At 64.9% G+C, this 21,417-nt stretch carries 20 protein-coding genes; 14 read left to right on the forward strand and 6 right to left on the reverse strand.

Going from position 1 to position 21,417, the window contains the following annotated elements:
• Positions 1–71 precede the first annotated feature (71 nt).
• On the reverse strand, positions 72–389 hold the full coding sequence (locus LXM94_RS06690) for a hypothetical protein (RefSeq protein WP_235770387.1): 318 nt from the start codon (positions 387–389) through the stop codon (positions 72–74).
• Positions 390–710: 321 nt separating this feature from the next.
• Here LXM94_RS06690 and LXM94_RS06695 point away from each other — a divergent pair, with 321 nt between their 5' ends.
• Positions 711–1,367 (forward strand): GntR family transcriptional regulator, encoded by a 657-nt coding sequence (locus LXM94_RS06695; RefSeq protein WP_235770388.1) that lies wholly within the window; start codon positions 711–713, stop codon positions 1,365–1,367.
• Between the two features lie 6 nt (positions 1,368–1,373).
• Here the strand turns inward: LXM94_RS06695 and LXM94_RS06700 are convergent, their stop codons facing one another.
• Positions 1,374–2,414, reverse strand: a complete 1,041-nt coding sequence (locus LXM94_RS06700; protein ID WP_235770389.1) for a Gfo/Idh/MocA family protein — start codon at positions 2,412–2,414, stop codon at positions 1,374–1,376.
• Between the two features lie 271 nt (positions 2,415–2,685).
• On the opposite strand from LXM94_RS06700, the gene LXM94_RS06705 reads away from it, so the two are divergent.
• The 8 genes from LXM94_RS06705 to LXM94_RS06740 all read left to right on the forward strand — a co-directional run bounded on the left by LXM94_RS06705 (position 2,686) and on the right by LXM94_RS06740 (position 11,095).
• On the forward strand, positions 2,686–3,690 hold the full coding sequence (locus tag LXM94_RS06705; protein WP_235770390.1) for a sialic acid TRAP transporter substrate-binding protein SiaP: 1,005 nt from the start codon (positions 2,686–2,688) through the stop codon (positions 3,688–3,690).
• A 10-nt stretch (positions 3,691–3,700) separates the two neighbouring features.
• Positions 3,701–4,204, forward strand: coding sequence for a TRAP transporter small permease (locus tag LXM94_RS06710; protein WP_235770391.1), 504 nt, complete (start codon positions 3,701–3,703; stop codon positions 4,202–4,204).
• Positions 4,201–5,496, forward strand: a complete 1,296-nt coding sequence (locus LXM94_RS06715) for a TRAP transporter large permease (protein ID WP_235770392.1) — start codon at positions 4,201–4,203, stop codon at positions 5,494–5,496. The genes LXM94_RS06710 and LXM94_RS06715 overlap by 4 nt, the downstream gene beginning before the upstream one ends.
• Positions 5,497–5,571: 75 nt before the next feature.
• Positions 5,572–6,465, forward strand: coding sequence for a dihydrodipicolinate synthase family protein (locus LXM94_RS06720; RefSeq protein WP_235770393.1), 894 nt, complete (start codon positions 5,572–5,574; stop codon positions 6,463–6,465).
• Positions 6,466–6,560: 95 nt separating this feature from the next.
• On the forward strand, positions 6,561–7,523 hold the full coding sequence (locus tag LXM94_RS06725) for a DUF1403 family protein (protein WP_235770394.1): 963 nt from the start codon (positions 6,561–6,563) through the stop codon (positions 7,521–7,523).
• Positions 7,524–7,525: 2 nt separating this feature from the next.
• Positions 7,526–8,191, forward strand: a complete 666-nt coding sequence (gene scpB / locus LXM94_RS06730) for an SMC-Scp complex subunit ScpB (protein WP_235770395.1) — start codon at positions 7,526–7,528, stop codon at positions 8,189–8,191.
• Between the two features lie 191 nt (positions 8,192–8,382).
• Positions 8,383–9,675: an NCS2 family permease gene (locus LXM94_RS06735; protein WP_235770396.1), complete on the forward strand. Its 1,293-nt coding sequence runs from the start codon at positions 8,383–8,385 to the stop codon at positions 9,673–9,675.
• A gap of 262 nt (positions 9,676–9,937) precedes the next feature.
• Positions 9,938–11,095 (forward strand): GumK N-terminal domain-containing glycosyltransferase, encoded by a 1,158-nt coding sequence (locus tag LXM94_RS06740; RefSeq protein ID WP_235770397.1) that lies wholly within the window; start codon positions 9,938–9,940, stop codon positions 11,093–11,095.
• 65 nt (positions 11,096–11,160) lie between these two features.
• Here LXM94_RS06740 and LXM94_RS06745 read toward each other — a convergent pair whose 3' ends face one another.
• Entirely contained in the window at positions 11,161–12,660 is a 1,500-nt protein-coding gene (locus tag LXM94_RS06745) for a lipopolysaccharide biosynthesis protein (RefSeq protein ID WP_235770398.1), read from the reverse strand.
• Positions 12,661–12,741: 81 nt separating this feature from the next.
• Between LXM94_RS06745 and LXM94_RS06750 the strand changes: the two genes are divergently transcribed.
• A complete protein-coding gene (locus tag LXM94_RS06750; RefSeq protein WP_235770399.1) occupies positions 12,742–13,674 on the forward strand; it encodes an ATP-grasp fold amidoligase family protein in 933 nt (310 codons plus the stop codon).
• A 52-nt stretch (positions 13,675–13,726) separates the two neighbouring features.
• On the opposite strand, the gene LXM94_RS06755 is transcribed toward LXM94_RS06750, so the two are convergent.
• The 3 genes from LXM94_RS06755 to LXM94_RS06765 form a co-directional block, all read right to left on the reverse strand.
• A complete protein-coding gene (locus tag LXM94_RS06755; protein ID WP_235770400.1) occupies positions 13,727–15,106 on the reverse strand; it encodes an aspartate aminotransferase family protein in 1,380 nt (459 codons plus the stop codon).
• A 29-nt stretch (positions 15,107–15,135) separates the two neighbouring features.
• Positions 15,136–16,632, reverse strand: coding sequence for an NAD-dependent succinate-semialdehyde dehydrogenase (locus tag LXM94_RS06760; RefSeq protein WP_235770401.1), 1,497 nt, complete (start codon positions 16,630–16,632; stop codon positions 15,136–15,138).
• Positions 16,633–16,751: 119 nt separating this feature from the next.
• Positions 16,752–17,234 carry an Lrp/AsnC family transcriptional regulator gene (locus tag LXM94_RS06765; protein ID WP_235770402.1) on the reverse strand — a complete coding sequence of 161 codons (483 nt, stop codon included), beginning with the start codon at positions 17,232–17,234 and terminating at the stop codon, positions 16,752–16,754.
• Between the two features lie 102 nt (positions 17,235–17,336).
• On the opposite strand from LXM94_RS06765, the gene ehuR reads away from it, so the two are divergent.
• The 4 genes from ehuR to ehuC form a co-directional block, all read left to right on the forward strand.
• Positions 17,337–18,722 (forward strand): MocR-like ectoine utilization transcription factor EhuR, encoded by a 1,386-nt coding sequence (ehuR, locus tag LXM94_RS06770; protein ID WP_235770403.1) that lies wholly within the window; start codon positions 17,337–17,339, stop codon positions 18,720–18,722.
• A gap of 122 nt (positions 18,723–18,844) precedes the next feature.
• Complete coding sequence (gene ehuA / locus LXM94_RS06775) at positions 18,845–19,630, forward strand: ectoine/hydroxyectoine ABC transporter ATP-binding protein EhuA (RefSeq protein ID WP_235770404.1); 786 nt, start codon at positions 18,845–18,847, stop codon at positions 19,628–19,630.
• Between the two features lie 66 nt (positions 19,631–19,696).
• A complete protein-coding gene (gene ehuB, locus LXM94_RS06780) occupies positions 19,697–20,548 on the forward strand; it encodes an ectoine/hydroxyectoine ABC transporter substrate-binding protein EhuB (protein ID WP_235770405.1) in 852 nt (283 codons plus the stop codon).
• Between the two features lie 292 nt (positions 20,549–20,840).
• Positions 20,841–21,417, forward strand: a 577-nt coding sequence (gene ehuC / locus LXM94_RS06785) for an ectoine/hydroxyectoine ABC transporter permease subunit EhuC (protein WP_235770406.1), incomplete at its 3' end; no start/stop codon positions are given.

Consider the following 21,417-nt stretch of genomic DNA (forward strand, 5'->3'; position numbering starts at 1 on the left):
GCACACCTTCTTCTCCGCAATATGCATCGCCGCGACCGTCATCTTCTGGCTCTGATCAATGAGTCCTGAGCCTAGGCGCGGCGGCTGCCGCGGCTGCCTCTGCTCCGGCCGCCGCGGCTCCTGCGGCTGCGCCGGCTGTTCTTGCTCTTGCGGTTGCGCCAGCGGTTCTTCGTCTTCCGGCTGCGACGGCTCTTCTTGCTCTTTTTGCTTTTCTTGCTCTTGCGGCTGCGGCGATCGCCTGCCTCCGCTTCGCTGAGCGTCAGGAGCGCCGGCGCCGTATAGATCGCAAGACCCGCAAGGCCGAGCTTGAAGAGAGCGGCGCGACGGGACGGGGAGACCTCGTCGCCGGCATCGGATGCGTTGTTGGCCGTCATGTCTTTCGTCGTCATTGCCTTACCCTTTCGTCTGGCAGCCGTCCTGGCTGCTGAGCGCGGCATCGGGACGAGAGCCGGATGCCGCCAGGAATTGCCATGCGGGGCGTCCGTTCGGGCGCATCCCGTACAACAGGTACGGAGGGGCAAACGAGGGGTTGTGCCGTTTATTCCGTCGGCAGCGAAAATTTCTCGCAAGGGGCAAAGCAGTCAATCGCATGGTGCCGGCCGGATCGTCCTTCGGCATTGTCCGGAGCACCGGTGCACAAACTGTGGCTGTTATAGTCAACTTGATCTTGTTATATGACGATTCCAAAAACTTATGGTATTTCCACGAATATGAAGCCTGTGTTCGAACAGTCCTCCGTCGCCGAAACCGCCTACCGTCGCATCCGCGCGGACATCATCTTCGGCCGGCTGGCGCCGGACGAGAAGCTCAAGCTCGAGCGCCTGAAGACGCAATATGGCGTCAGCGTCTCGACGCTTCGGGAGATTCTCAACCGGCTTGCGTCCGAGGGACTGGTCGTCGCCGAGGGGCAGCGGGGTTTCGAGGTCGCGCCGGTGTCGCCCGAGAATCTCCGGGAAATCGCTGCGCTGCGCCAGCTGCTGGAATGCTACGCATTGGAACTTTCTTTCGCCGCCGGAGACATGGACTGGGAAGGCCGGGTCGTTGCGGCGCATCACAAGCTTCACCAGATGGAACTTCGGATGATCGGCGGCGACCGGTCCGTGACACAGGACTGGAAACGGTACGACTGGGAGTTTCACCAGGCTCTCATCTCCGCATGCGGCTCGCGCACGCTGATGGAGACCCATGCGGCGATCTTCGACAAATATCTGCGCTACCAGATGATCTCGCTGACGTTCCGCGGCCAGATCGCTGCCGACGAGCATCGGCAGATGCTCGACGCGGCGCTCAGTCGCGACGCTGCGACGGCGCAAGCGGTGTTGCGCCGCCACGTCGAGTCCGGCGTCGAGCACGGCCTCGCCGGTTGATGCCGCTCATCGAACCGCGACGGTTTCGCCGGTCTCGGCGGAGCGCCTGATCGCCGAGATCACCCGCAAGGTTTCAAGCCCGTCCCGTCCCGAGACGAGCGGCGCCGTCCGGCGCAGCGCCACCTCGGCGAAATGGCGCATCTGGGCGACGAGCGGATCTCCGCCGTCTGCCAGCAGCGTCCGCCGGTCGATCGGCAGCCACCAGTCGCGTTTGTCCCGATAGTGCCACAGGTTGAGATCCGGGAGCGACAGCGAGCCATGCGTGCCGCCGATGAGGCAGCAGGACTGGTCGGAACGCGGATAAGCAGGGTTCTCGCCCGCGGTCAATTCCCAGCTCCACGGTGCCGGGACCGTATCCGAAACCGACACCGTGCCGAGCGCACCGTTGGCGAACTGCAGCAAGATGGCCGCGGTCTCCTCGACCGGGTGTCCACGCACCTCGGCCGACTGAAGGGCCGTCACACGCATGACCTCGCCGCAGAGATGGCGCAGCAGGTCGACATCGTGGATGAGGTTGACGAGGATGGGACCGGCACCGGGTGCGCGGCGCCAGGCGACGTCGAAATAGTCGTCCGGCTTGTGAAACCAGCAGGTCGCCTGGACGGCAAGCACGGTGCCGATGCCGCCGCTCGCGATGGTCTCCTTCGCGCGGCGGATGAGCGGATTGTGCCGGCGATGATGGCCGACCAGGATTGGCACGCCCGCCTGCTCGGCGGCCGCGACCAGTCGTGTCCCGTCATTCTCGTCGTCGGCGATCGGCTTTTCCACGAGCACTGCCGTTCCGCTGGAAACACAGGTGAGCGCCTGTTCGACATGCAGTCGGTTCGGCGTTGCGATGATGACGCCGTCCGGCGCTTCGCGTGCCAGCATCGCCTCGAGATCGCCATAGATCGGCACGCCGGCGGAGGCTGCCAGCCGGGCGGCCTCCGGGCTCGGATCGACGATGGCGCAAAGGGCGGTCTCGCGCAACGCGATATCCGCGTGGCGGCGGCCGATCAGTCCCGCGCCGACGACGGCAAGGCGGGCTTCGCTGCGGTGCTCAAACATGGCGATATCCCGCATGGTAAGTCGCGGTGTTCGATTCCGCGCCTAGATCCCGGGTGATGTGAAAAGACAGGGCACACACATCGAACTCCTCCTCTCGATATGGTCTGCGGAACAATGCCTTGCTTCATATGTATCGCATTTCATCTTATATAATCGATAATCTATGATGTCCATCTGTCTGTGGGTTGATTGAAGTGATCGATTGTGCGATGTTTCCCTGTCTGGCGTTTCACGCCGGTCCATCGGTCATGCAGTTCAGGGAGGAGCCTTTATGACCACCACTCTTCGCCGCCGCACCCTGCTGGGTGCTGCCGCCTTCGGCATGGTATCCGCCAGCCTCGGCATCCAGTTTTCATCTGCCCGCGCTCAGGAAAAGGTCACGCTCCGACTGTCGTCGCCGGCGACGCCGACCGATCAGCGCGCCGTCGCCATGACCGAGATATTCGGTCCGGCCATCGCAGAATTCGCAACGCTCGAACCGCACTGGAACGCGGAACTGTTCAAGCAGGGCACCGAGCTCGAAGCCATCGCGCGCGGCAACCTGGAAATGTGTATCGCCTCCGCGCAGGAACTGGCAACGATCTTTCCGGAGTTCTCGATCTTCACGGCGGGCTATCTTCACCGCGATGCCGAACACCAGAAAAAGGTTTTCGCCGCTGATTTCATGCAGCCGCTGAAGCAGAAGGTGGAGGACGAGCTCAACGTCAAGCTGCTCGCCGTGATGTATCTCGGCCGCCGCCAGCTCAACCTGCGCATCGACAAGGAAATCAAGACGCCGGCCGATCTCGCCGGCGTGAAGCTGCGCATGCCCGGGACGGACGCATGGCAGTTCCTCGGCAGCGCGCTTGGCGCCAGCCCGGTGCCGACCGCCTTCACGGAGATCTATACGGCGCTCCAGACCGGCGCGATCGACGGTCAGGACAATCCGCTGCCGTCCAACCGTGACTCGAAATTCTACGAGGTCACCAAGCAGATCGTGCTGACCAGCCACCTCGTCGATCTCAACTATATCGCCTTCTCGAAGAAGGTCTGGGACGGGCTCGCACCCGAGCAGCAGGCGGTCGTCCAGAAGGCTGCCGACGACGCTGCCGAGTCCGGACGCCAGAAGCAGCTCGCGCTGGAGGCGGAACTTGAGCAGTTCTTCAAGGACAAGGGCCTCAAGGTCTATACGCCGGATGTCGACGCATTCCGTACCCACGTGCAGAAGGTGTATCTCGAATCCGACTACGCCAAGAGCTGGCCCGAGGGCATGGTCGACAAGATCAATGCCCTGTGAGGATTGATCGATGACGTGGCGCGGGACGGTTGACTGGCTCCGGGCGCGAGCGGACGACGTGGCGGCGGCAATGCTTGCCGCCATGTTCGCAGCGTTCCTGCTGCAGATCGTGACGCGCTACGTCTTCAACAACCCGCTTGGCTGGACGCAGGAACTCTGCGTCACAGCATGGCTCTGGCTCGTGTTCTGGGGCTCTGCCTTCGTGCTCGGCGAGAAGGATCAGGTCAAGTTCGACCTGCTGTACTATGCCGTCGGAGCGCGCACGCGGCGCGTCTTCGCGCTCGTCTCGGCCGTGGCGCTCACAGCCGGCTTCGCGGCTTCGTTTCCCGCGACGCTCGACTACATCACCTTCTACAAAATCAAGAAAAGCGCCATGCTCGGAATTCGTCTGGACGTCGTTTTCAGCGTCTACGCCCTTTTCGCCGTTGCGGTCATCGTGCGCGGCGCCTTGCGCGTGATCCATATCCTGTGCGGTGGCGACGTCGATGAGCCGAGCGAGGTTCCCGGCACATGAGTCTTGCCTTCCTCCTGTGCCTGATGGTGCTTTTCCTGCTGGCGGCCTTCGGTGCGCCGATCGCGCATTCGATGATTGTCGCGGCCGTCGTCTATCTCGCTGTTTCCGGCCAGGATCTCGGCCTCGCTGCCGAGCAGATCATCCAGGGCATCTACGACAGCTTCATCATTCTCGCCGTGCCGCTCTTCATCGTGGCGGCCAACATCATGAACGAGGGCTCGATCAGCGACCGGCTGCTGGACTTCTGCAAGGCGGCCGTCGGCCGTTTCCGCGGAGGTCTGGCGCAGGTCGACATCCTGGTGAGCCTCATCTTCTCCGGCATGTCCGGTTCGGCGATCGCGGATGCGGCGGGTGTCGGCAAGATCACCATCAACATGATGGTGAAAAGCGGCCACTACACGCCGGGTTTCGCGGGTGCGGTCGTCGCAGCGTCAGCGACCATCGGGCCGATCATCCCGCCGTCGATCCCCATGGTCATGTACGCGCTCGTGTCGGATGCCTCCATTGGCTATCTGTTTCTCGGCGGCGTTGTGCCGGGCCTGATCATGACCGCCGGCCTGATGGCGATGACCACCTGGATCGCTCATAAGCGCCATATCCCGGCCGAAGACGTGCCGCCGCTGCGCGAATTGCCGCGCATCACCTTCAGGGCACTGCCAGCCCTGCTGATGCCAGTCATTTTGCTCGCCGGCATCTATGGCGGGGCGACCACGCCTACGGAAGCGGCCGCGGTGGCCGCCGCCTACGCCCTGTTGCTCGCAGCCTTCCTCTACCGCTCGGTATCCCTGGCCTCGCTCCGTGCGATCTTCTCGGAAAGCGCACGCTCGTCCGCATCCGTCGGCATCATCATCGGCAGCGCGCTCATCTTCAACTACATCGTTGCATCGGAAAACGTGCCCAATCAGCTGGCCACCTATTTCAATGGGCTGGATGTGTCGCCGCTCGCCTTCCTGCTGCTCGTGAACGTCCTGTTCCTGCTGCTCGGCTGCATTCTTGATGCGACGACGATCATACTGGTGATCGTGCCGCTTTTCGTGCCGGTCTGCCGTGCGCTCGGCATCGATCTGGTGCATTTCGGCGTCGTGACGGTTGTCAACTGCATGATCGGCCTGATCACGCCGCCCTATGGCATGCTGCTCTTCGTGATCAGCGGCGCGACGGGCATCAAGATCAATGCGATCGTACGCGAGGGCATGCCTTTCCTGATTGCCCTGCTCTGCGCCCTTGCGGCTCTTATCCTCTTCCCCGAACTCGTGCTGTGGCTGCCGCGGCAGTTCGGATATCAGGGGTGACACCGCGTTGCCCGTGCCTTGTGATCGAAACGCCGCCGGGCGCGCCTGTCCGCGGCCTCCAACCAGGATAGTGTCATGACTTCATCGGCCGGACAGACCATGCGTGCGAAGATCGGCGTCAGCGCTGCGCTTGCCACACCCTTCACCGCTTCCGGCGAGATCGACTGGCCGGCATTTGCCGCCCATGCCGGCAGCCTGCTCGGTTCGGGCATGCAGGTCGTCACCGCGTTCGGAACCACCGGCGAGGGTGTGTCGATCCCCGCCGCCGCGCGCGCCGCGCTTTATGAAAACATGGCGGCCGGGGGCATCCGGTCCGGCCAACTCGTCGAATGCGTCTACGGTCCGTCCTCGGCTGATGCGGGGGCCCATATGCGCCGTTCCTTCGAGGCGGGTGCGAGCGGCATCCTGCTGACGCCGCCGCACTATTTCAAGCAGCCGCCGGAGGAGGGCATCTATCGCTGGTACTGCGAGGCTTTCCAGGCGGCGGGCGCGTCTTGCGGTCCGGTGATCCTCTACAATATTCCGGCGCTGACGGGCGTCACGATCGGCCCCCGCCTTGTGGCACGGCTGCGCGTCGCCTTCCCCGAGATCGTCGCCGGCGTGAAGGATTCGAGCGGCGACTGGGCGCAGACGACAGCGCTTCTTGCCGAGCATCGCGACCTTGCAATCCTTGTCGGGCATGAGGGCCATCTCGCCCGGGCGGTGCGCGAGGGGGCGAGCGGCGCAATCAGCGGCGTCGCCAATTTCGCGCCGAAACTCCTGGCGACGCTCGTTTCCGGCGAGGACGTGCCGCTCGTCGACGCCGTCCTCGAAAAGCTCCTGACCCTCCCCGTCGTGCCGGCGATCAAGGCGGTGCTCGCCGCAAGAACCGGCCGTGCGGACTGGTATCGGACACGGGCTCCGCTCGAACCGATCACGGATGCCGGGGAACGGGCGACATGTGCGGCACTCGCGGCAATGGCGGAGTGAACAGGCGAGGGGTGCCGTCTGCGGCATTGCGATCTTCTGTGCGCTTTGCGGCTTCGGCAATGGTCTGAAGCGCGCCCGACGGCTATGTTCGGACTATGATTCCCCGGCAGAAGCCTTCCTACGGTCCCGTCTTCCTCCCGCCGTCCGCACCCCTGTGGCTGTCGGAGCGGGACAGTGCTGCCGACGAGGCGGAGGCGGCTTTCACTGCCGGGGCCGCACTTGCGGTCATTGACGCCATCGTCCTGGCGGAGCCCATTTGGGGCGGTGCCTGGCGCAACCGGCTGGCGCTGCGTTGCGCCACCCAGTCGGTCCGGTTCGCCGGCCGGGCGGAGGGCGAGGCGGAGCTGCGCGATGGCTGGGCCATGCTCCGCTCCGGCGACGATCCGGGACCTGCCGGGCACGTTCTCCTCGCCTGGCGCCGGCTCGCCGCCGGCTCGACGAAACGGCTTGCGGCGATGCAGGCGGACGATGTGGGAGCGCTCGCGGATGCGCTCGGCGTTCGCCGGTACGCAGCCCTGGCGGACCTGCCGCATTGGTTCGACCAACTGGCGGCCGGCAATCGGGCCGCGCCGCTCGCCGCGCTCGAGCTCTTGCGCCGGATCATGGCCGACCATCCCTCCGCCGAGCCGCTCGCCTGGTGGATGGCGGATCTCTTGCTCGCCCGCAAGTTCGGATGGCGCGTGCCGGTGCCGTTGCTGATGGCCGAACGGTATGGGAAGCCGCTGCGTGGCGGCCCGCGCGGTCGAATCGCGCCGGACGAGCCGCAGTTCCCGCGGGGCTTCCTGAGTACGGCCACCGTCGCCGGCCTGTCCGCCGCGCGCCTTGCCACGGACGTCGCGCGACGGGCACAGAGCCTCACGGCCGCGGCGCCGAAGCTGCGCGCGAAAGGAGCCGCCGACGTCATCGACGGATTGCTCGGCGACGATGCGCTGCCGGGCTCCTTTCGCAGCCCGCGACTGTCCCGCTTCGCTTCGCGCCGCCTGTTCGACCGCCTGCTGGAATTCGGCGTGGTCCGGGAGCTTTCGGGCCGAAGCGCATTCCGCGTCTTCGGGCTGTGACGATGGCGAGACGTTCGAAGCAGCTCTCCCTCATCGACACGGAACTCGCCGACCTGCCGCCCACCGAACGCTGGCGGGAATGGATGAACCGTGCGGAAGCGATCATCTTCGCCTCGACCGAACCGGTGCTACGCGCCACGCTGGCCGGCGTGGTCGGCCGGGAGTGCAATCTCGACCTGCTCATCGATGACATTCGGGAAACACTGCATGGCAAACCCTACGATCTCGTGGCGGTCGGCGGGGGCTGGCAGCACCGTACGCGTCCCGCCTATGCCGAGGTGGTGCGGGCGGCGACCGTGCCGGTGCGCGAGACGGCCGGGCTCTCCCAGCACGAAGCCATGGTGCTGATGGCGATCGCTTATTTCCAGCCGGTCACACGGTCAGAGGTGTCGAAGATCTTCGGGCGGGAAATCAGCCGCGACACGATGGCGGCGCTGCGGCAGGCGGGTTACGTCGCAGCCGGCCCGCGAAGCCCGACGCCCGGCGCGCCCTATACCTTCGTCACGACGCCGGCCTTTCTTTCCGCCTTCGGTTTCGATACGCTCCGGGATCTGCCGGATATCGAGATGCTCGAGGATGCCGGCCTCCTGAGCCGCGCGGTGCTGCGGCACGAGGATCCCGCAGCGGCAGCCCAGCCCCACGAGGGCGAGGAAAGCGATCCTGACTGACGTCCAATGCCGTCCTGCGCGAAAACCGCCGTTCGATTCCTGAAAGAGTTTCGCAGAAACCGGGGAAATGCCCGGCTGGTCCCGCGCGCCGCTCCGCCGCACAATAGACAGACGGTCCGGCGGCGGGAGGAGCTTGCGGCTCGGCCGGTTTTTTGTGGCGGCGTCCGGAGGGCGCCTCCGAGGGAGGGAAAATGCTCGATCGTTTCTTCAGGCTCAGTGAGCATGGAACGTCGGTCCGCACGGAAATCGTCGCGGGCCTGACCACGTTTCTCACGATGTCCTATATCATCTTCGTCAACCCGGACATCCTGTCTACCACCGGCATGGACCGCGACGCGGTTTTCGTCGCGACCTGTATCGCCGCCGCACTCGGTTCGGCCGTCATGGCGCTCGTCGCCAACTGGCCGATCGGCATGGCACCCGGCATGGGCCTCAACGCCTTCTTCGCCTTCACGGTCGTCGCCGCGCTCGGCTTCACCTGGCAGCAAGCGCTCGGTGCCGTCTTCATCTCCGGCCTCATCTTCGTCTTCCTGACGGTGACGGGCATCCGCAGCTGGCTCATCGCGGGCATCCCGCATTCGCTCAGAAGCGCGATCGCTGCCGGTATCGGCCTTTTCCTCGGCATCATCGCGCTGAAGAATGCCGGCATTGTTGTCGACAACCCGGCGACCCTCGTCGGCCTCGGCAACCTGAAGCAGACCGGGCCGCTGCTTGCCATCGTCGGCTTCTTCGTCATCGCGGTGCTCGATTCACTGCGGGTGCGCGGCGCGATCCTGATCGGCATCCTTGCCGTCACCGTGCTCTCCTGGGTCTTCGGTGTCAGCGAATTCCGCGGCATCGTCTCGGCGCCGCCGTCGATCCTGCCGACCTTCCTGCAGCTCGACATCATGGGCGCGCTGCATGGCGGCCTCATCCATGTCATCCTCGTCTTTGTCCTGGTGGAGGTCTTCGATGCCACCGGCACCCTGATCGGCGTGGCCAAGCGGGCGAACCTCGTTGAGGAAGGCAAGCCGAGCCGGCTCGGTCGGGCCTTGCTCGCCGACAGCACGGCGATCGTCGCCGGTTCGCTGATCGGCACCAGCAGCACCACCGCCTATGTCGAGAGTGCGTCCGGCGTCCAGGCCGGCGGGCGCACCGGTCTGACCGCACTGGTCATCGCGATCCTCTTCCTTGCCTCGCTCTTCATCTCGCCGCTTGCCGCCTCCGTGCCGACCTACGCGACCGCCCCGGCGCTGCTCTACGTCGCCGGGCTCATGATGCGTGAACTGACCGAGATCGAGTGGGACGATCTCACCGAGGCGGCGCCGGCGGCACTGACGGCGCTCGCCATGCCCTTCACCTATTCGATCGCCAACGGGCTCGCCTTCGGTTTTGTCAGCTATGTCGTGCTGAAGGTCTGCACCGGCCGCTGGAGCATCATCCATCCGGCGACGCAGATCGTCGCCGCCCTCTTTGTCGTCCGCTTCGCGTTCTTCGCGGAGTAGATCGAGGATCGGACTCTCGCAACCGGCCGTCGACGGGGATGCGGTCTTGTGCCGCGTCCCCGCCGACGGGTTCCGGAAACGCGTGACCGATCGCTCTGCGGATCTCGACGCGCTCTCCGCGATCGCTCCGTGAAGGCCGAGATGGGAGCGTGGAACACCGGCCCCGTGCGTCCTCTTTGTGTCTGTAGATTGCTGCCGGCTACACGGAATATTAACGTCGCCCCTTGAGACTCTGCGCAACTTTGGGGAATGGGGCGCGGGCGTGAACGCCGCCCAGCGGGAAGACGGGCTGGCCAGAATGAACATCGTCATCCTGACGTCGCACGTTCTCCTCCCCGGATTCCGCAAGGCAAGTGTCCACTTCGTCGCTCAATGCTGGGCCCGGGACGGGCATCGCGTGCATTTCACGACGGTGGGGCACAGCGCACTCAGCTTCTTCAGCAAGAGGCATCGGTGGACCGCGCTCAGGGCGCAACAGGGCAACCGCTACCTCGAAGAGGAGCCGGGGCTGCATGCGGGGGCCTATCTTCCGCTGCTGCATGGGTTCAGCAGCCACAACGCCCTGCTTGACCGTCTCGGTTACATGCTCTTTCCGTTCTACGCACGCCGGGTTCCCGCCTTCATGCGGCAGATCGTCGAAACGGCCGATGTCGTGCTGATCGAGAGCGGTACTCCGCTTGCCTTTTTCGATGCGGTCAAGTCGATCAACCCCGAGGCGAGGATGCTCTACTTCTGCCGGGATCTTTTGAAGACCGTTGGTGCATCGGCCTATCTGCGCGATCTCGAACGGCGGCGGATCGCCCGTTTCGACGCGGTCACCGTTCCTTCGCGCCGGCTGGGCGAACAGTTGCCGCCCGGCGGAAATCCGATCTTCATACCGCAGGGTATAGACGGCGCACTGTTTGAAGCCGAGAGCGCTTCGCCCTATACGACGGCGCGGCGCAATGCCGTCGTCGTCGGCGACATGCTGTTCGACCAAATGGCCGTCGCCGGCATGGCCGAGGCCGCGCCCGAGATCGACTTTCACCTCTTCGGCATTCGCTGGGCAGGGCCGCTCCCCGCCAATGTGCTGTTGCATGGCGAGCAATCGTTCGAACTCGTCGCTCGTTACATCCGGCACGCCGACTTCGGCCTCGCACCTTACCGACTGACTCCGGAGGAAACCTATCTCGCGGAATCAAGCCTGAAGTTGCTGCAATACAGCTATTGCCTGCTGCCGGTGATCCTCCCGGATCTCATCCCTGAACAGCGCGGCAACGAGGTGCGTTACCCGATGCAGGGCAGGCGGGATTGGCGGGCGATTGTCGACCGTGCGCTCGCCATGCCTCACGACCCCGCCTTCCGGAACGGGCTGCTGCCCTGGCGGGAGGTCGCCCGGCGCACGCTCGGTGCGGCGCTTGCGCCTGCGCCCCAACACTGAGTTTTCGAGAGCGCGGCCTTCGATCACGGCCCTTGCTACCGCGTTCGCGGACTTCGGCTGAACCGTCAGCGCGTCGTGGCCGGGCGGGCGATGACGTTCACGAACAACTCGACGAAGCGGTGGAGAGCGGAGGGCAACCGGGTTCGGGACGCGTCGAGCAGCAAGTCGGCCGCTGCGCGGTCGACTAGGCCGAGAACGCGTATGCCGGCCAGATAGACCAGTGCTCCCCCGGCAATGCCAAGCATGATGCCCGCAGCGCCAGCGACAAGCGACACGATCGTGACGGCAGCCACGCCGCACGCGCCGGCTGCCGCGGCAGTCCGCACCAGGGCGGCGGCAGGCAGCGGCGGTCCCCCGACGGATCGCACGGTGCGGACCAGCAGTCCGAAGGACGCGATCTCCGCGATGCAGCGCACGATCGCGGCGCCGATCACGCCGAAGACCGGTACGACCACAAGCAGGCAGATCACCGTCAGCGCCGCATTGAGGAGCGAAAGCTGCATGAGGCTGCGTCCCTTTTCCCGCGCGGCGAGGTAACTCCACGGGACCACGGCGAGCGCGGCCAGGGCCGACACGATCAGCAGGAGGGCGGCCGCCGGTGATGCCGGGGCGAAGGCTTCGCCAAAGACGAGCGGTAGCAGCGCCGGGATGATCGCGCCGCCACCGAAGCCGATAGGCAGGGCGCAAAGCGTCATGACACGGAAACTCTCACCGTAAAGCCGCTCCGGAGCGCCGGGTGTTGCGAGCGCGCTCGAAAATCCGACGACAAAGGCAGGCGAAATCTGATGCGCCATCTGTATGACGAGGCCGGCAAAGACGATCGCCGCGGCGAAGAAGCCGACGTCCTCGGTCGTCAGGAAGTAGCCGAGCACGAGGAACTCGATGCGCGATACGGCGACAACGTCGATGAGATCGCCGAGCCAGATATGGCGGCCGTAGGCACCCATGTCCGGCTTAAGATATGCTGGCGTGTCGCGCCGGCGCGAGACATGACGCCGCAGGAGCAGCGATTGTGGCAGATAGCGCGTCGCCATGCCGGCGATTGCGCCGGCAACGCCGAAATACATGGCTCCCAGAAACGCCAACGGAATCTGGATGAGGCCTCCGATGGCGATGCATCCCGCCGTCTCGGCGAACCCGCCCTTGCCGCGCGAGGCTGCGGTCGAGAAGGCGTTGAGTGCGTAGAGCAGAAAAAGTGCGGCCCCGACGAAATAGATGACGCTGTCTTCCGGCGACCGCCAATAGACTTCGAACAAGCCCAGTAGCACGGCCAGGCAGAACACCACCGTGACGGCAAGCAGGAAACGGGTGAAGGCGGCGTCGATGATTGTTTGCCGCTCATTGCCGTCGGGGCCGGCCGCCGATACATAGCGCAGCACGGTCTGCGGCATGCCGCGATCCGCGATCGCCGAAGCCGCCATGGCCGCCCAGACCACGAAAGCGACCATGCCGGACCCCGACGGTCCGAGCAGGCGCGCGACGATGACGCTGACCGCGAAACCGGTGACCAGCGAGATCGTCGTCGCGGCCACGTTCAGGAGGGACGAGCGCAGAACATTCGACATCAGCCATTTTCACGCGAAAAGATAACTTTGATTTAATGAAAGCCCGGCATCTATCGAATACGGGCGGACGAGGACTTTTCCATGCAGGACGAGACGCGGCGGGAAACGTTCCTGATACCGGGCTACCAGGACAGGACGGTGAAGGAAATGGTGCGGCACGCGATCTGGCGCGTCATCGCACCCCTGCCGGACAGACCCTATCTCGCCATCAAGTATCGCGTCATCAAGGGCGTCTGGCCGAGCTTCCGCAATCCGCGGACCTTCAGCGAAAAGGTCCAGGCGCGCAAGCTCTACGACCGCAATCCGCTCTATGGCATGCTGGTCGACAAGGCGGGTGTCAAAGCCTATGTCGACGCGAAGCTCGGCCCGGGATACGCCATACCGCAATTCTGGGTCGGTACGGATCTCGGCACGGTGGACTGGAGCCGCGTCGAGCTGCCCGTCGTCGTCAAGCCCACCCATGCCAGCGCGCAGGGCCGTTTCCTCTACGGCCGCGGGGATATTGACCGGCTCGTTGCCGACAATCCCGTGCCGCACTGGCTGACGCTCGATCATTCGGGGTTCAATCGAGAATGGGCCTACAGCCAGGTGAAGCCGCAGGTGGTCATCGAGGCCATGCTGCAGGTCGAGGGCGGCATTCCCTGGGACTACCGCTTCCACACCTTCGGCGGTGAGGTGTCGCATGTCGAAATCAACATGCGCATCGGGGACAGGGGTTATGCCTGCCACTATTCACCGGATTGGCAGAAATTGCCGCTCTGGGACCCCGACTACCTGCCGCGCTACCCTGGGGAGGTGGCGCGGCCGAAACGGCTGGACGAGATGCTGATGGTCGCCCGGACGCTCGGCGCGGATCTCGATTTCGTGCGGGTCGACCTCTATGCCAGCGACGACTGGGTGCGCGTCGGAGAACTGACGCTCTATCCGGGCGGCGGTTTCGAGCATTTCGATCCGCCAGAATACGACCGCATCATCGGTGACCGCTGGACGCTCGGTTTTTCGCTTCCGAGCTGATCGCACGACGATCGTGCGGGGAACGGCACGTGTACCGCTCCCCACTGCCGGATCAAAGGGCGGCAAAGACACTGTCGATTGCTGCGGCTGTGGTCTTCACCACGACATCCGCCTGCTCTCTGGTGAGGCAGAGCGGCGGCGCGAAGCCGAGGATGTCGCCCTGCGGCATGGCGCGACCGATGACGCCCCGTTCGAGAAGGGCGGCCGAGACCTGCGGACCGATCTTCCGAGACGGATCGAAGAAGGCCCGGTCGTCCCGGTCCTCGACGAGTTCGATCGCCGCCATAAGGCCGTCGCCGCGCACTTCGCCGACATGCCTGTGGCCACCCACGGCCTTGGCGAGTTCCGAGCGGAAATAGGCGCCCGTCGAGCCGGCATTCTCGACGAGGCCGAGTTCGTCGATCAGTTCGAGATTGGCGACGCCGGCGGCAGCGCAGATCGGGTGCGCAGAATAGGTCCAGCCGTGGCCGATCGGGCCGAGGTCGTCCGAACCCTTCATCAGCACCTGCCAGACCTTGTCGGAGACGATGGTACCGGAGAGCGGCGCATAGGCGGAGGTCAGGCCCTTGGCGATGGTGATGAGGTCGGGCTTCATGCCGTAGTGGTCGGAGCCGAACATGGTGCCGAGCCGGCCGAAGCCGGTGATGACCTCGTCGGCGACGAGCAGGATGTCGTATTTGTCGAGCACGGCCTGGATCTTCTGCCAGTAGCCGGCAGGCGGCGGCACGATGCCGCCGGTGCCGAGGATCGGCTCGGCGATGAAGGCGGCGACCGTCTCGGGGCCTTCGGCGAGGATCATCTCCTCCAGCTTGTCGGCGCAATATTGCGAGAACTGCTCCTCGTCCATCGAGCGATCCGGCCGGCGGAAGAAATAGGGCGCCTCGGTATGCAGGATCGGAGCGCGCGGCAGGTCGAAGGCGTTGTGGAAGAGGGTGAGGCCGGTCAGCGATCCGGTCATGACGCCAGAGCCGTGATAGCCGCGCCAGCGCGAGATGATCTTCTTCTTTTCCGGCCGGCCGAGAATGTTGTTGTAGTACCAGATGAGCTTGATGTTGGTCTCGTTGGCATCCGAGCCGGAGAGGCCAAAATAGACGCGGCTCATGCCATCAGGCGCGCGATCGATGATCATCTTGGCGAGCGTGATCGAGGCTTCCGTGCCGTGGCCGACATAGGAATGGTAGTAGGCGAGGTTCTTCGCCTGCTCGGCGATGGCATCTGCGATCTTCTGGCGGCCGTAGCCGACATTGACGCAATAGAGGCCGGCAAAGGCATCGAGGCTCGTCTTGCCGCTGGTGTCGGTAATGTAGACCCCTTCGCCGCCGCCGATGACGCGGGTCGGCGTCTCGCCGCGGGCATGCATGCCCATATGCGTTGAGGGGTGGAAGAAGTGGTCGCGGTCCCAGGCGGTCAGTTCGTTGCGCTGGTCGAGCATGGTCTTGTCCTTTCGTGGTCGCGCCCCGATCAGGCGGCGGTGTCGATGCAGAGATATTTGAGTTCGGTGAAGGCCTCGAGGCCGTGGCGCGAGCCCTCGCGGCCGATGCCCGACTGTTTCCAGCCGCCGAAGGGGATCGGGCTGCCGGTGATCTTCACCCGGTTGATCGCCACCATGCCGTATTCGAGCGCACGGCCAAGGCGCATCTGACGCGCGCCGTTTTCGGTGACGACATAGGCGACGAGGCCGTATTCGGTGTCGTTTGCCCGCGCGATCACCTCCGCCTCGCTGTCGAAGGCCGAGACGGCGGCGACCGGACCGAAGGTCTCCTCGCGCATGATCAGCGCATCGTCGGAGACATCGATCAAAAGCGTCGGCTCGAAGAACAGCGGGCCGGCCTTGTGCCGCTTGCCGCCGGCAAGGACGCGGGCACCCTTCGCCCGGGCGTCGGCCACCTGTTCCTCGACCTTGGTCACGGCGCGGGCATGCATCAGGGGGCCGATTTCGGCGCCGGCCTCCAGGCCACCCCCGACCTTGAGCTTCGCGATGCGGGCTGCAAATGCCGTGTTGAAGGCGTCGAGGATGGGCCGCTCGACATAGATGCGATTGGCGGCAAGGCAGTCCTGCCCGGAGGTGGCGAACTTGGCATTGACGGCGATCTCGGCCGCCTTCTCCACGTCCGCGTCGGCGAAGACGATGAGCGGCGCGTGGCCGCCGAGTTCCATGACCAGCCGTTTCATCGTGCCGGCGCACTGGCCGGCAATGAGCTTGCCGATCTCCGTCGAGCCGGTGAAGCTCATGGCGCGCACGCGGGCATCCTCGCTCATGCGGCCGACGATGGTCGCGGCATCGCCGGTCACGACGTTGAAGACGCCGGCGGGAAGGCCGGCCCGTTCGCCGAGTTCGGCAAGCGCCAGCGCGGACAGCGGCGTTTCGGACGACGGGTGCACGACGACCGGGCAGCCGGCGGCAAGCGCGGCCGCTGCCTTGCGGGTGATCATGGCCGAGGGGAAATTCCACGGCGTGACAATGCCGACGACGCCGAGCGCCTCGCGGCGCACGATCATCTCGGCGCCGGGCAGGTGGCTGGCGACACTCTCGGCGTTCACGCGCTTGCCCTCCTCGGCATACCATTCGATGAAGGACGCAGCGTAGTCGATCTCGCCTTTCGATTCCGCGAGCGGCTTGCCCTGTTCCAGCGTCATGAGGAGCGCAAGATCGTCCTTCGCCGCCAGCATCAGGTCGTACCAGCGGCGCAGGATCGTCGCGCGCGCCTGCGGAAGGCGGTCGCGCCAACCGGCAAAGGCCTGCTGTGCCGCGGCGATGGCATCGCTTGTCTCGTCGGCGCCGAGGCTTGCCACCCAGGAAAGCGTCGCGCCGGTGGCGGGGTCCGTGACCTCGAAGGAGCGGCCGTCGCGGGCGGCGACCCAGCGGCCGCCGACATAGGCAAGCTCGCGCAGCAGGTGACGGTCCTTCAGACCGTTCAGCGCGTCGTGAAAGGCGGTGCGGGCGAATACGGCGTTCATCTCCGGTCTCCTCGTGGGGCGTGCGGCAAGTCTCGCCTGCGCCCGGGGACAATCTGTCCATTCTGGACCGTCGCCATGGAGATTTGGTCCAAATTGGCCGGAGGCTGTGGAGAGATTGTCTACGAAAAATCGGGGAGGAGCGTTTCAAGCGGCAGCACTGTCTCCTCCTTCACCGTCTTGGTGACGATATAGGTGAAGTAGCGGTCGATACCGAGTTCGCGGTCGAGCAGACCATCGACGAAGCGCTGATACGCGTCGATGTCCGGTGTCATGATCTTCAGGAAATAATCGACGCCGCCGCCGACCGACCAGCAGGCGACGATCTCCGGAATTGTCGCGACAGCGCGCTCGAAGCGGTCGAAATCCGCCTGTCGGTGTGCGCCGAGCGTCACTTCCATCATCACGTTCGCGACAGGTGCCACTTTGCGCACCGCGACGCGGGCATGGTAGCCGCTGACGATGCCGGCCTTTTCCAGCTTGCGCAGCCGCAGCCAGCAGGGGGTCGGCGAAAGCCCTGCCTTCTCGGCCAGTGCAAGCTTGGTGATGCGGCCGTCGCGCTGGATCGCGTTCAGGATGCGCAGGTCGATGGCGTCGAGTTTCATGGCGTCCGATCTATCGCGGTGCCTGTCGCAGCAGGCTGGAAAACGACATTGGGTCTGCATTTTTGCGTTGTCAATTGAGATGATTTTGGTCACTGTTAAATCATGACAAATTGGCGACCCGATCCATCACATCTGAAGCGCCCTGCCTATCTTTCGCTGGCGGAGCAGTTCGCACGCGCCATCCAGGAAGGCAGGTTCCAGAACGGCGATCGTCTGCCGACCCATCGCCGCCTTGCGGACGATCTCGACCTTTCCGTCCAGACGGTCAGCCGCGCCTATGACGAACTGATCCGGCGCGGGCTGGTTTCCGGCGAGATCGGCCGCGGCAGCTTCGTGCAGACGCGGGCGAAGGAGCCGGAGCCACCCTACCTGCCGGAGCGGCTCGGCGAACTGATCGACCTCTCGATCCTGAAACCCGCCTGTGAGCAGATCCATCTCGACCGGATGCGTGAGGCGTTCGGCTGGCTCGCCGAGAACCTGCCGTCGAGTTCGGCGCTCTCCTTCCGGCCCAACATGGTCTTCCCGCGTCATCGGGCCGTTGCCGCCGAATGGCTGGCGCGCTGCGGGCTCGACATCTCGCCGCTGAACATCAACCTGACGAACGGCGCGACCGCCGGCATGACGGTGGCGCTGATGAGCGTCGCGCCGCCCGGCTCGACGATCGCGACCGAGGCGATCAGCCATCATACGCTGGTGCCGCTCTCCGGTTATCTCGGTCTCCATTTGGAGGGGCTGCCGATCGACGACGACGGCATGATCCCCGAAGCGCTCGACGAAGCCTGCCGCAAGGGCGTCATTCGCGCCGTCTTTCTTCAGCCTTCCGTGATCAATCCGACGGCAACGCTGATGAGCGGCGCGCGGCGCGCGGCGCTGGCCGAGGTTGCCCGGCGGCATGACCTTGCCATCATCGAGAACGATATCCTCGGCCCGCTCGTCGAGGGCAGGGCGCCGCCGATCGCCGCCTATGCGCCGGAGCGCACGCTCTATGTCACGAGCTTCACCAAGATCACGGTGCCGGGCCTGCGCATCGGCTATCTCGCGGCGCCCGACCGCTACGTGGCGGCAGTCGCCAACCGCCACCTCGTCTCCAACTGGATGGCGACGCCGTCGATCGCCGAGATTGCGACTCGCTGGGTCGGCGACGGCACGGCGATGGACCTCGTCAACTGGCAACGGAGAGCACTGGCGAGCCGTCATGCCATCGCGGAGGAAACCCTCGGGACTCTCGATTACCGTTCGCATCCGCAGAGCCTGCATGTCTGGCTGACCCTGCCCGGGGGCCACTCGGAGGAAAGCTTCGTGGCGCAGGCGCGGCTGCGTGGCGTGGCAATCGCGCCGGGGTCCTCCTTCCGGACCTGCGACAGTCCCTGGCGCCCGGCCGTGCGCATCTCGCTCGGCTCCACCAACGAGGCGGAGTTGCGAACCGGCCTCGGCATCGTCGCATCGATCTCCCATGGCGATCCGGAGACATTGCTGCTCGCAATTTGAAGTCAACGCCTGCCGATTGGGCAGGTGTACATTAATTGTCATGATATTATTATTCAGATTGACATGATTTCGATCGACGGTCATCGTTAGGCCATAGCCTGTCTCAACAGGGAGAGACATGAATGGCCGAGCCGATCATCCGCATCGACACCATCGCCAAGAGCTACGGCCCGTTGACCGTGCTCGACGGGTTGTCGATGGAGGTCATGCCGGGTGAGAAGCTGGCGCTAATCGGCCCCTCGGGCTCCGGCAAGACGACGATCCTACGCATTCTGATGACGCTCGAGGCCATCAACGCCGGCCATATCGAGGTCGATGGCGAGCAGCTCTATCACATGCCGAGGAATGGCGGGCTCGTGCCGGCGGACGAGCGGCACCTGCACAGGATGCGCGAGAAGATCGGCATGGTCTTCCAGCACTTCAATCTCTTTCCGCACAAATGCGTGCTCGACAACGTGACGCTGGCGCCCATGCTCACCAAGGGCTTGGCGAAGGCGGCGGCCGAGAAGCGGGCGATGGAGCTTCTCGACATGGTGGGCCTCGCCGACAAGGCGAAGAGCATGCCCGCCCAACTGTCCGGCGGACAGAAGCAGCGCGTCGCCATCGCCCGTGCCCTCGCGCTCTCGCCGAAGATCATGCTTTTCGACGAGGTGACATCGGCGCTCGACCCGGAACTGGTCGAGGAGGTGCTGAACGTCATGCGCAAGCTGGCGGCGGAGACGGACATGACCATGCTGCTCGTTACCCACGAGATGGGCTTCGCGCACGACTTCGCCGACCGGGTGCTCTTTTTCGATCGCGGCAAGATCGTCGAGGCGGGCAAGCCGGACGAGATATTCAAGAATCCCAAACAGGAACGCACGCAAACCTTCCTGCGCAAGATACTCGCGGCAGGGCACCGCGTCTGACCGGGATCGACCCGGCGGGAATACCCCCAAACAATAAAAACCGGACAGCCAGAGGAGTTCTCGACAATGAACATCAAACATTTCCTGACCATGGCCGCTGGCGCATCCGCGCTGATGGCAATCGTCTTGGCCGCGCCGGCGTCCGCCGCCGACGACAAGCTGGAAGAGCTGAAGGGCCAGGGCTTTGCCCGCGTCGCCATCGCCAACGAGCCGCCTTTCACGGCGGTTGCCGCCGACGGCAAGGTTTCGGGTGCGGCACCGGACGTCGCCCGCGAAATCTTCAAGCGTCTCGGGGTCGAGGACATCGTCGCCTCGATCTCCGAATACGGTGCGATGATCCCCGGTCTCCAGGCCGGCCGCCACGATGTCATCACCGCCGGCCTCTTCATGAAACCGGAGCGCTGCGCCGCCGTCGCCTATTCGCAGCCGATCCTGTGTGACGCCGAAGCCTTCGCACTGAAGAAGGGCAATCCGCTCGGCCTCACGAGCTACAAGGACATCGCCGACAATCCGGATGCCAGGATCGGCGCACCGGGCGGCGGCACTGAGGAGAAACTGGCGCTCGAAGCCGGCGTGCCGCGTGATCGCGTCATCGTTGTTCCTGATGGCCAGAGCGGTCTGAAGATGTTGCAGGACGGCCGCATCGACGTCTATTCGCTGCCGGTTCTCTCGATCAACGACCTCGTCTCCAAGGCGAACGATCCCAACATAGAGGTCGTCGCGCCGGTCGAGGGTGCGCCGGTCTATTGCGACGGTGCTGCCTTCCGCAAGGGCGACGAGGCGCTGCGCGATGCCTTCGACGTCGAACTCGCCAAGATGAAGGAATCGGGCGACTTCGCGAAGATCATCGAGCCCTACGGCTTCTCGGCGGCAGCCGCGATGTCGACCGACCGCGAAAAGCTCTGCGCGGCGCAGTAAGGGGCCGGACCCCTCCCCACAAGGGGGAGGGGCTTTGCTGCCCTGCTCCCCGCGGTTGAGCGTGTGCAAGGCCTTGCAGCGGGTCTTCTCCCCCCTTGTGGGGGAGATGGCCGGCAGGCCAGAGGGGGTGTTTCGATGCGTGCCGACGGTCCGAGCGAAACGAACGATGATCTTGCCCGTACCTGATCGATAGATGGAGCCCTAGTCGCGGCCACGGGCTTCTTCTCTCCGCCGGGGAGAAGGTGTTGGCAGGCGGATGAGGGGCCCACGTGACAGAGGAACTGAACCGAAGATGATCGACTGGTCCGGCTATATAGGGCTGATCCTTCAGGGCGCGCTGGTCACACTCCAGCTCACCGTCATGGGCTGCGCGCTGGCGGTTTTCATGGCCTTCATTGCCGGCCTCGGGCGCGTCAGCCGCTTCATGGCGGTGAGGGCGCTGGCGACGACCTATATCGAGTTCTTCCGCGGCACCTCGATCTTCGTGCAGCTCTTCTGGGTCTATTTCGTCCTTCCCTTTGCCGGCATCACGCTGTCGCCGCTTCAGGCCGGCGTGCTGGCGCTCGGCCTCAATGTCGGCGCCTATGGCGCGGAGGTTGTGCGCGGCGCGGTCAAGGCGATCGGGCGGGAGCAGCGTGAGGCCTGTATCGCGCTCAACCTCTCGCGCTACCAGTCGATGCGTCACGTTATTCTGCCGCAGGCGCTACCGTTGATGCTGCCGACCTTCGGCAACAATGCGATCGAGCTCCTGAAGGGCACGGCCGTCGTCTCGCTGATCTCGCTCACCGACATGACCTTCCAGGCCCAGGTGGTGCGCTCGCAGACTGGCAGCACGCTGATCCCCTTCGCAACGATCCTCGTTCTCTATT

Source organism: Rhizobium alarense, assembly GCF_021555155.1.
GTDB classification, from domain to species: domain Bacteria; phylum Pseudomonadota; class Alphaproteobacteria; order Rhizobiales; family Rhizobiaceae; genus Rhizobium_D; species Rhizobium_D alarense.

Coding starts and splice junctions, on each gene's coding strand:
- LXM94_RS06690 (WP_235770387.1), bottom strand. CDS start 389: ATGACGACGAAAGACATGACGGCCAACAACGCATCCGATGCCGGCGAC.
- LXM94_RS06695 (WP_235770388.1), top strand. CDS start 711: ATGAAGCCTGTGTTCGAACAGTCCTCCGTCGCCGAAACCGCCTACCGT.
- LXM94_RS06700 (WP_235770389.1), bottom strand. CDS start 2,414: ATGTTTGAGCACCGCAGCGAAGCCCGCCTTGCCGTCGTCGGCGCGGGA.
- LXM94_RS06705 (WP_235770390.1), top strand. CDS start 2,686: ATGACCACCACTCTTCGCCGCCGCACCCTGCTGGGTGCTGCCGCCTTC.
- LXM94_RS06710 (WP_235770391.1), top strand. CDS start 3,701: ATGACGTGGCGCGGGACGGTTGACTGGCTCCGGGCGCGAGCGGACGAC.
- LXM94_RS06715 (WP_235770392.1), top strand. CDS start 4,201: ATGAGTCTTGCCTTCCTCCTGTGCCTGATGGTGCTTTTCCTGCTGGCG.
- LXM94_RS06720 (WP_235770393.1), top strand. CDS start 5,572: ATGACTTCATCGGCCGGACAGACCATGCGTGCGAAGATCGGCGTCAGC.
- LXM94_RS06725 (WP_235770394.1), top strand. CDS start 6,561: ATGATTCCCCGGCAGAAGCCTTCCTACGGTCCCGTCTTCCTCCCGCCG.
- scpB (WP_235770395.1), top strand. CDS start 7,526: ATGGCGAGACGTTCGAAGCAGCTCTCCCTCATCGACACGGAACTCGCC.
- LXM94_RS06735 (WP_235770396.1), top strand. CDS start 8,383: ATGCTCGATCGTTTCTTCAGGCTCAGTGAGCATGGAACGTCGGTCCGC.
- LXM94_RS06745 (WP_235770398.1), bottom strand. CDS start 12,660: ATGTCGAATGTTCTGCGCTCGTCCCTCCTGAACGTGGCCGCGACGACG.
- LXM94_RS06750 (WP_235770399.1), top strand. CDS start 12,742: ATGCAGGACGAGACGCGGCGGGAAACGTTCCTGATACCGGGCTACCAG.
- LXM94_RS06755 (WP_235770400.1), bottom strand. CDS start 15,106: ATGCTCGACCAGCGCAACGAACTGACCGCCTGGGACCGCGACCACTTC.
- LXM94_RS06760 (WP_235770401.1), bottom strand. CDS start 16,632: ATGAACGCCGTATTCGCCCGCACCGCCTTTCACGACGCGCTGAACGGT.
- LXM94_RS06765 (WP_235770402.1), bottom strand. CDS start 17,234: ATGAAACTCGACGCCATCGACCTGCGCATCCTGAACGCGATCCAGCGC.
- ehuR (WP_235770403.1), top strand. CDS start 17,337: ATGACAAATTGGCGACCCGATCCATCACATCTGAAGCGCCCTGCCTAT.
- ehuA (WP_235770404.1), top strand. CDS start 18,845: ATGGCCGAGCCGATCATCCGCATCGACACCATCGCCAAGAGCTACGGC.
- ehuB (WP_235770405.1), top strand. CDS start 19,697: ATGAACATCAAACATTTCCTGACCATGGCCGCTGGCGCATCCGCGCTG.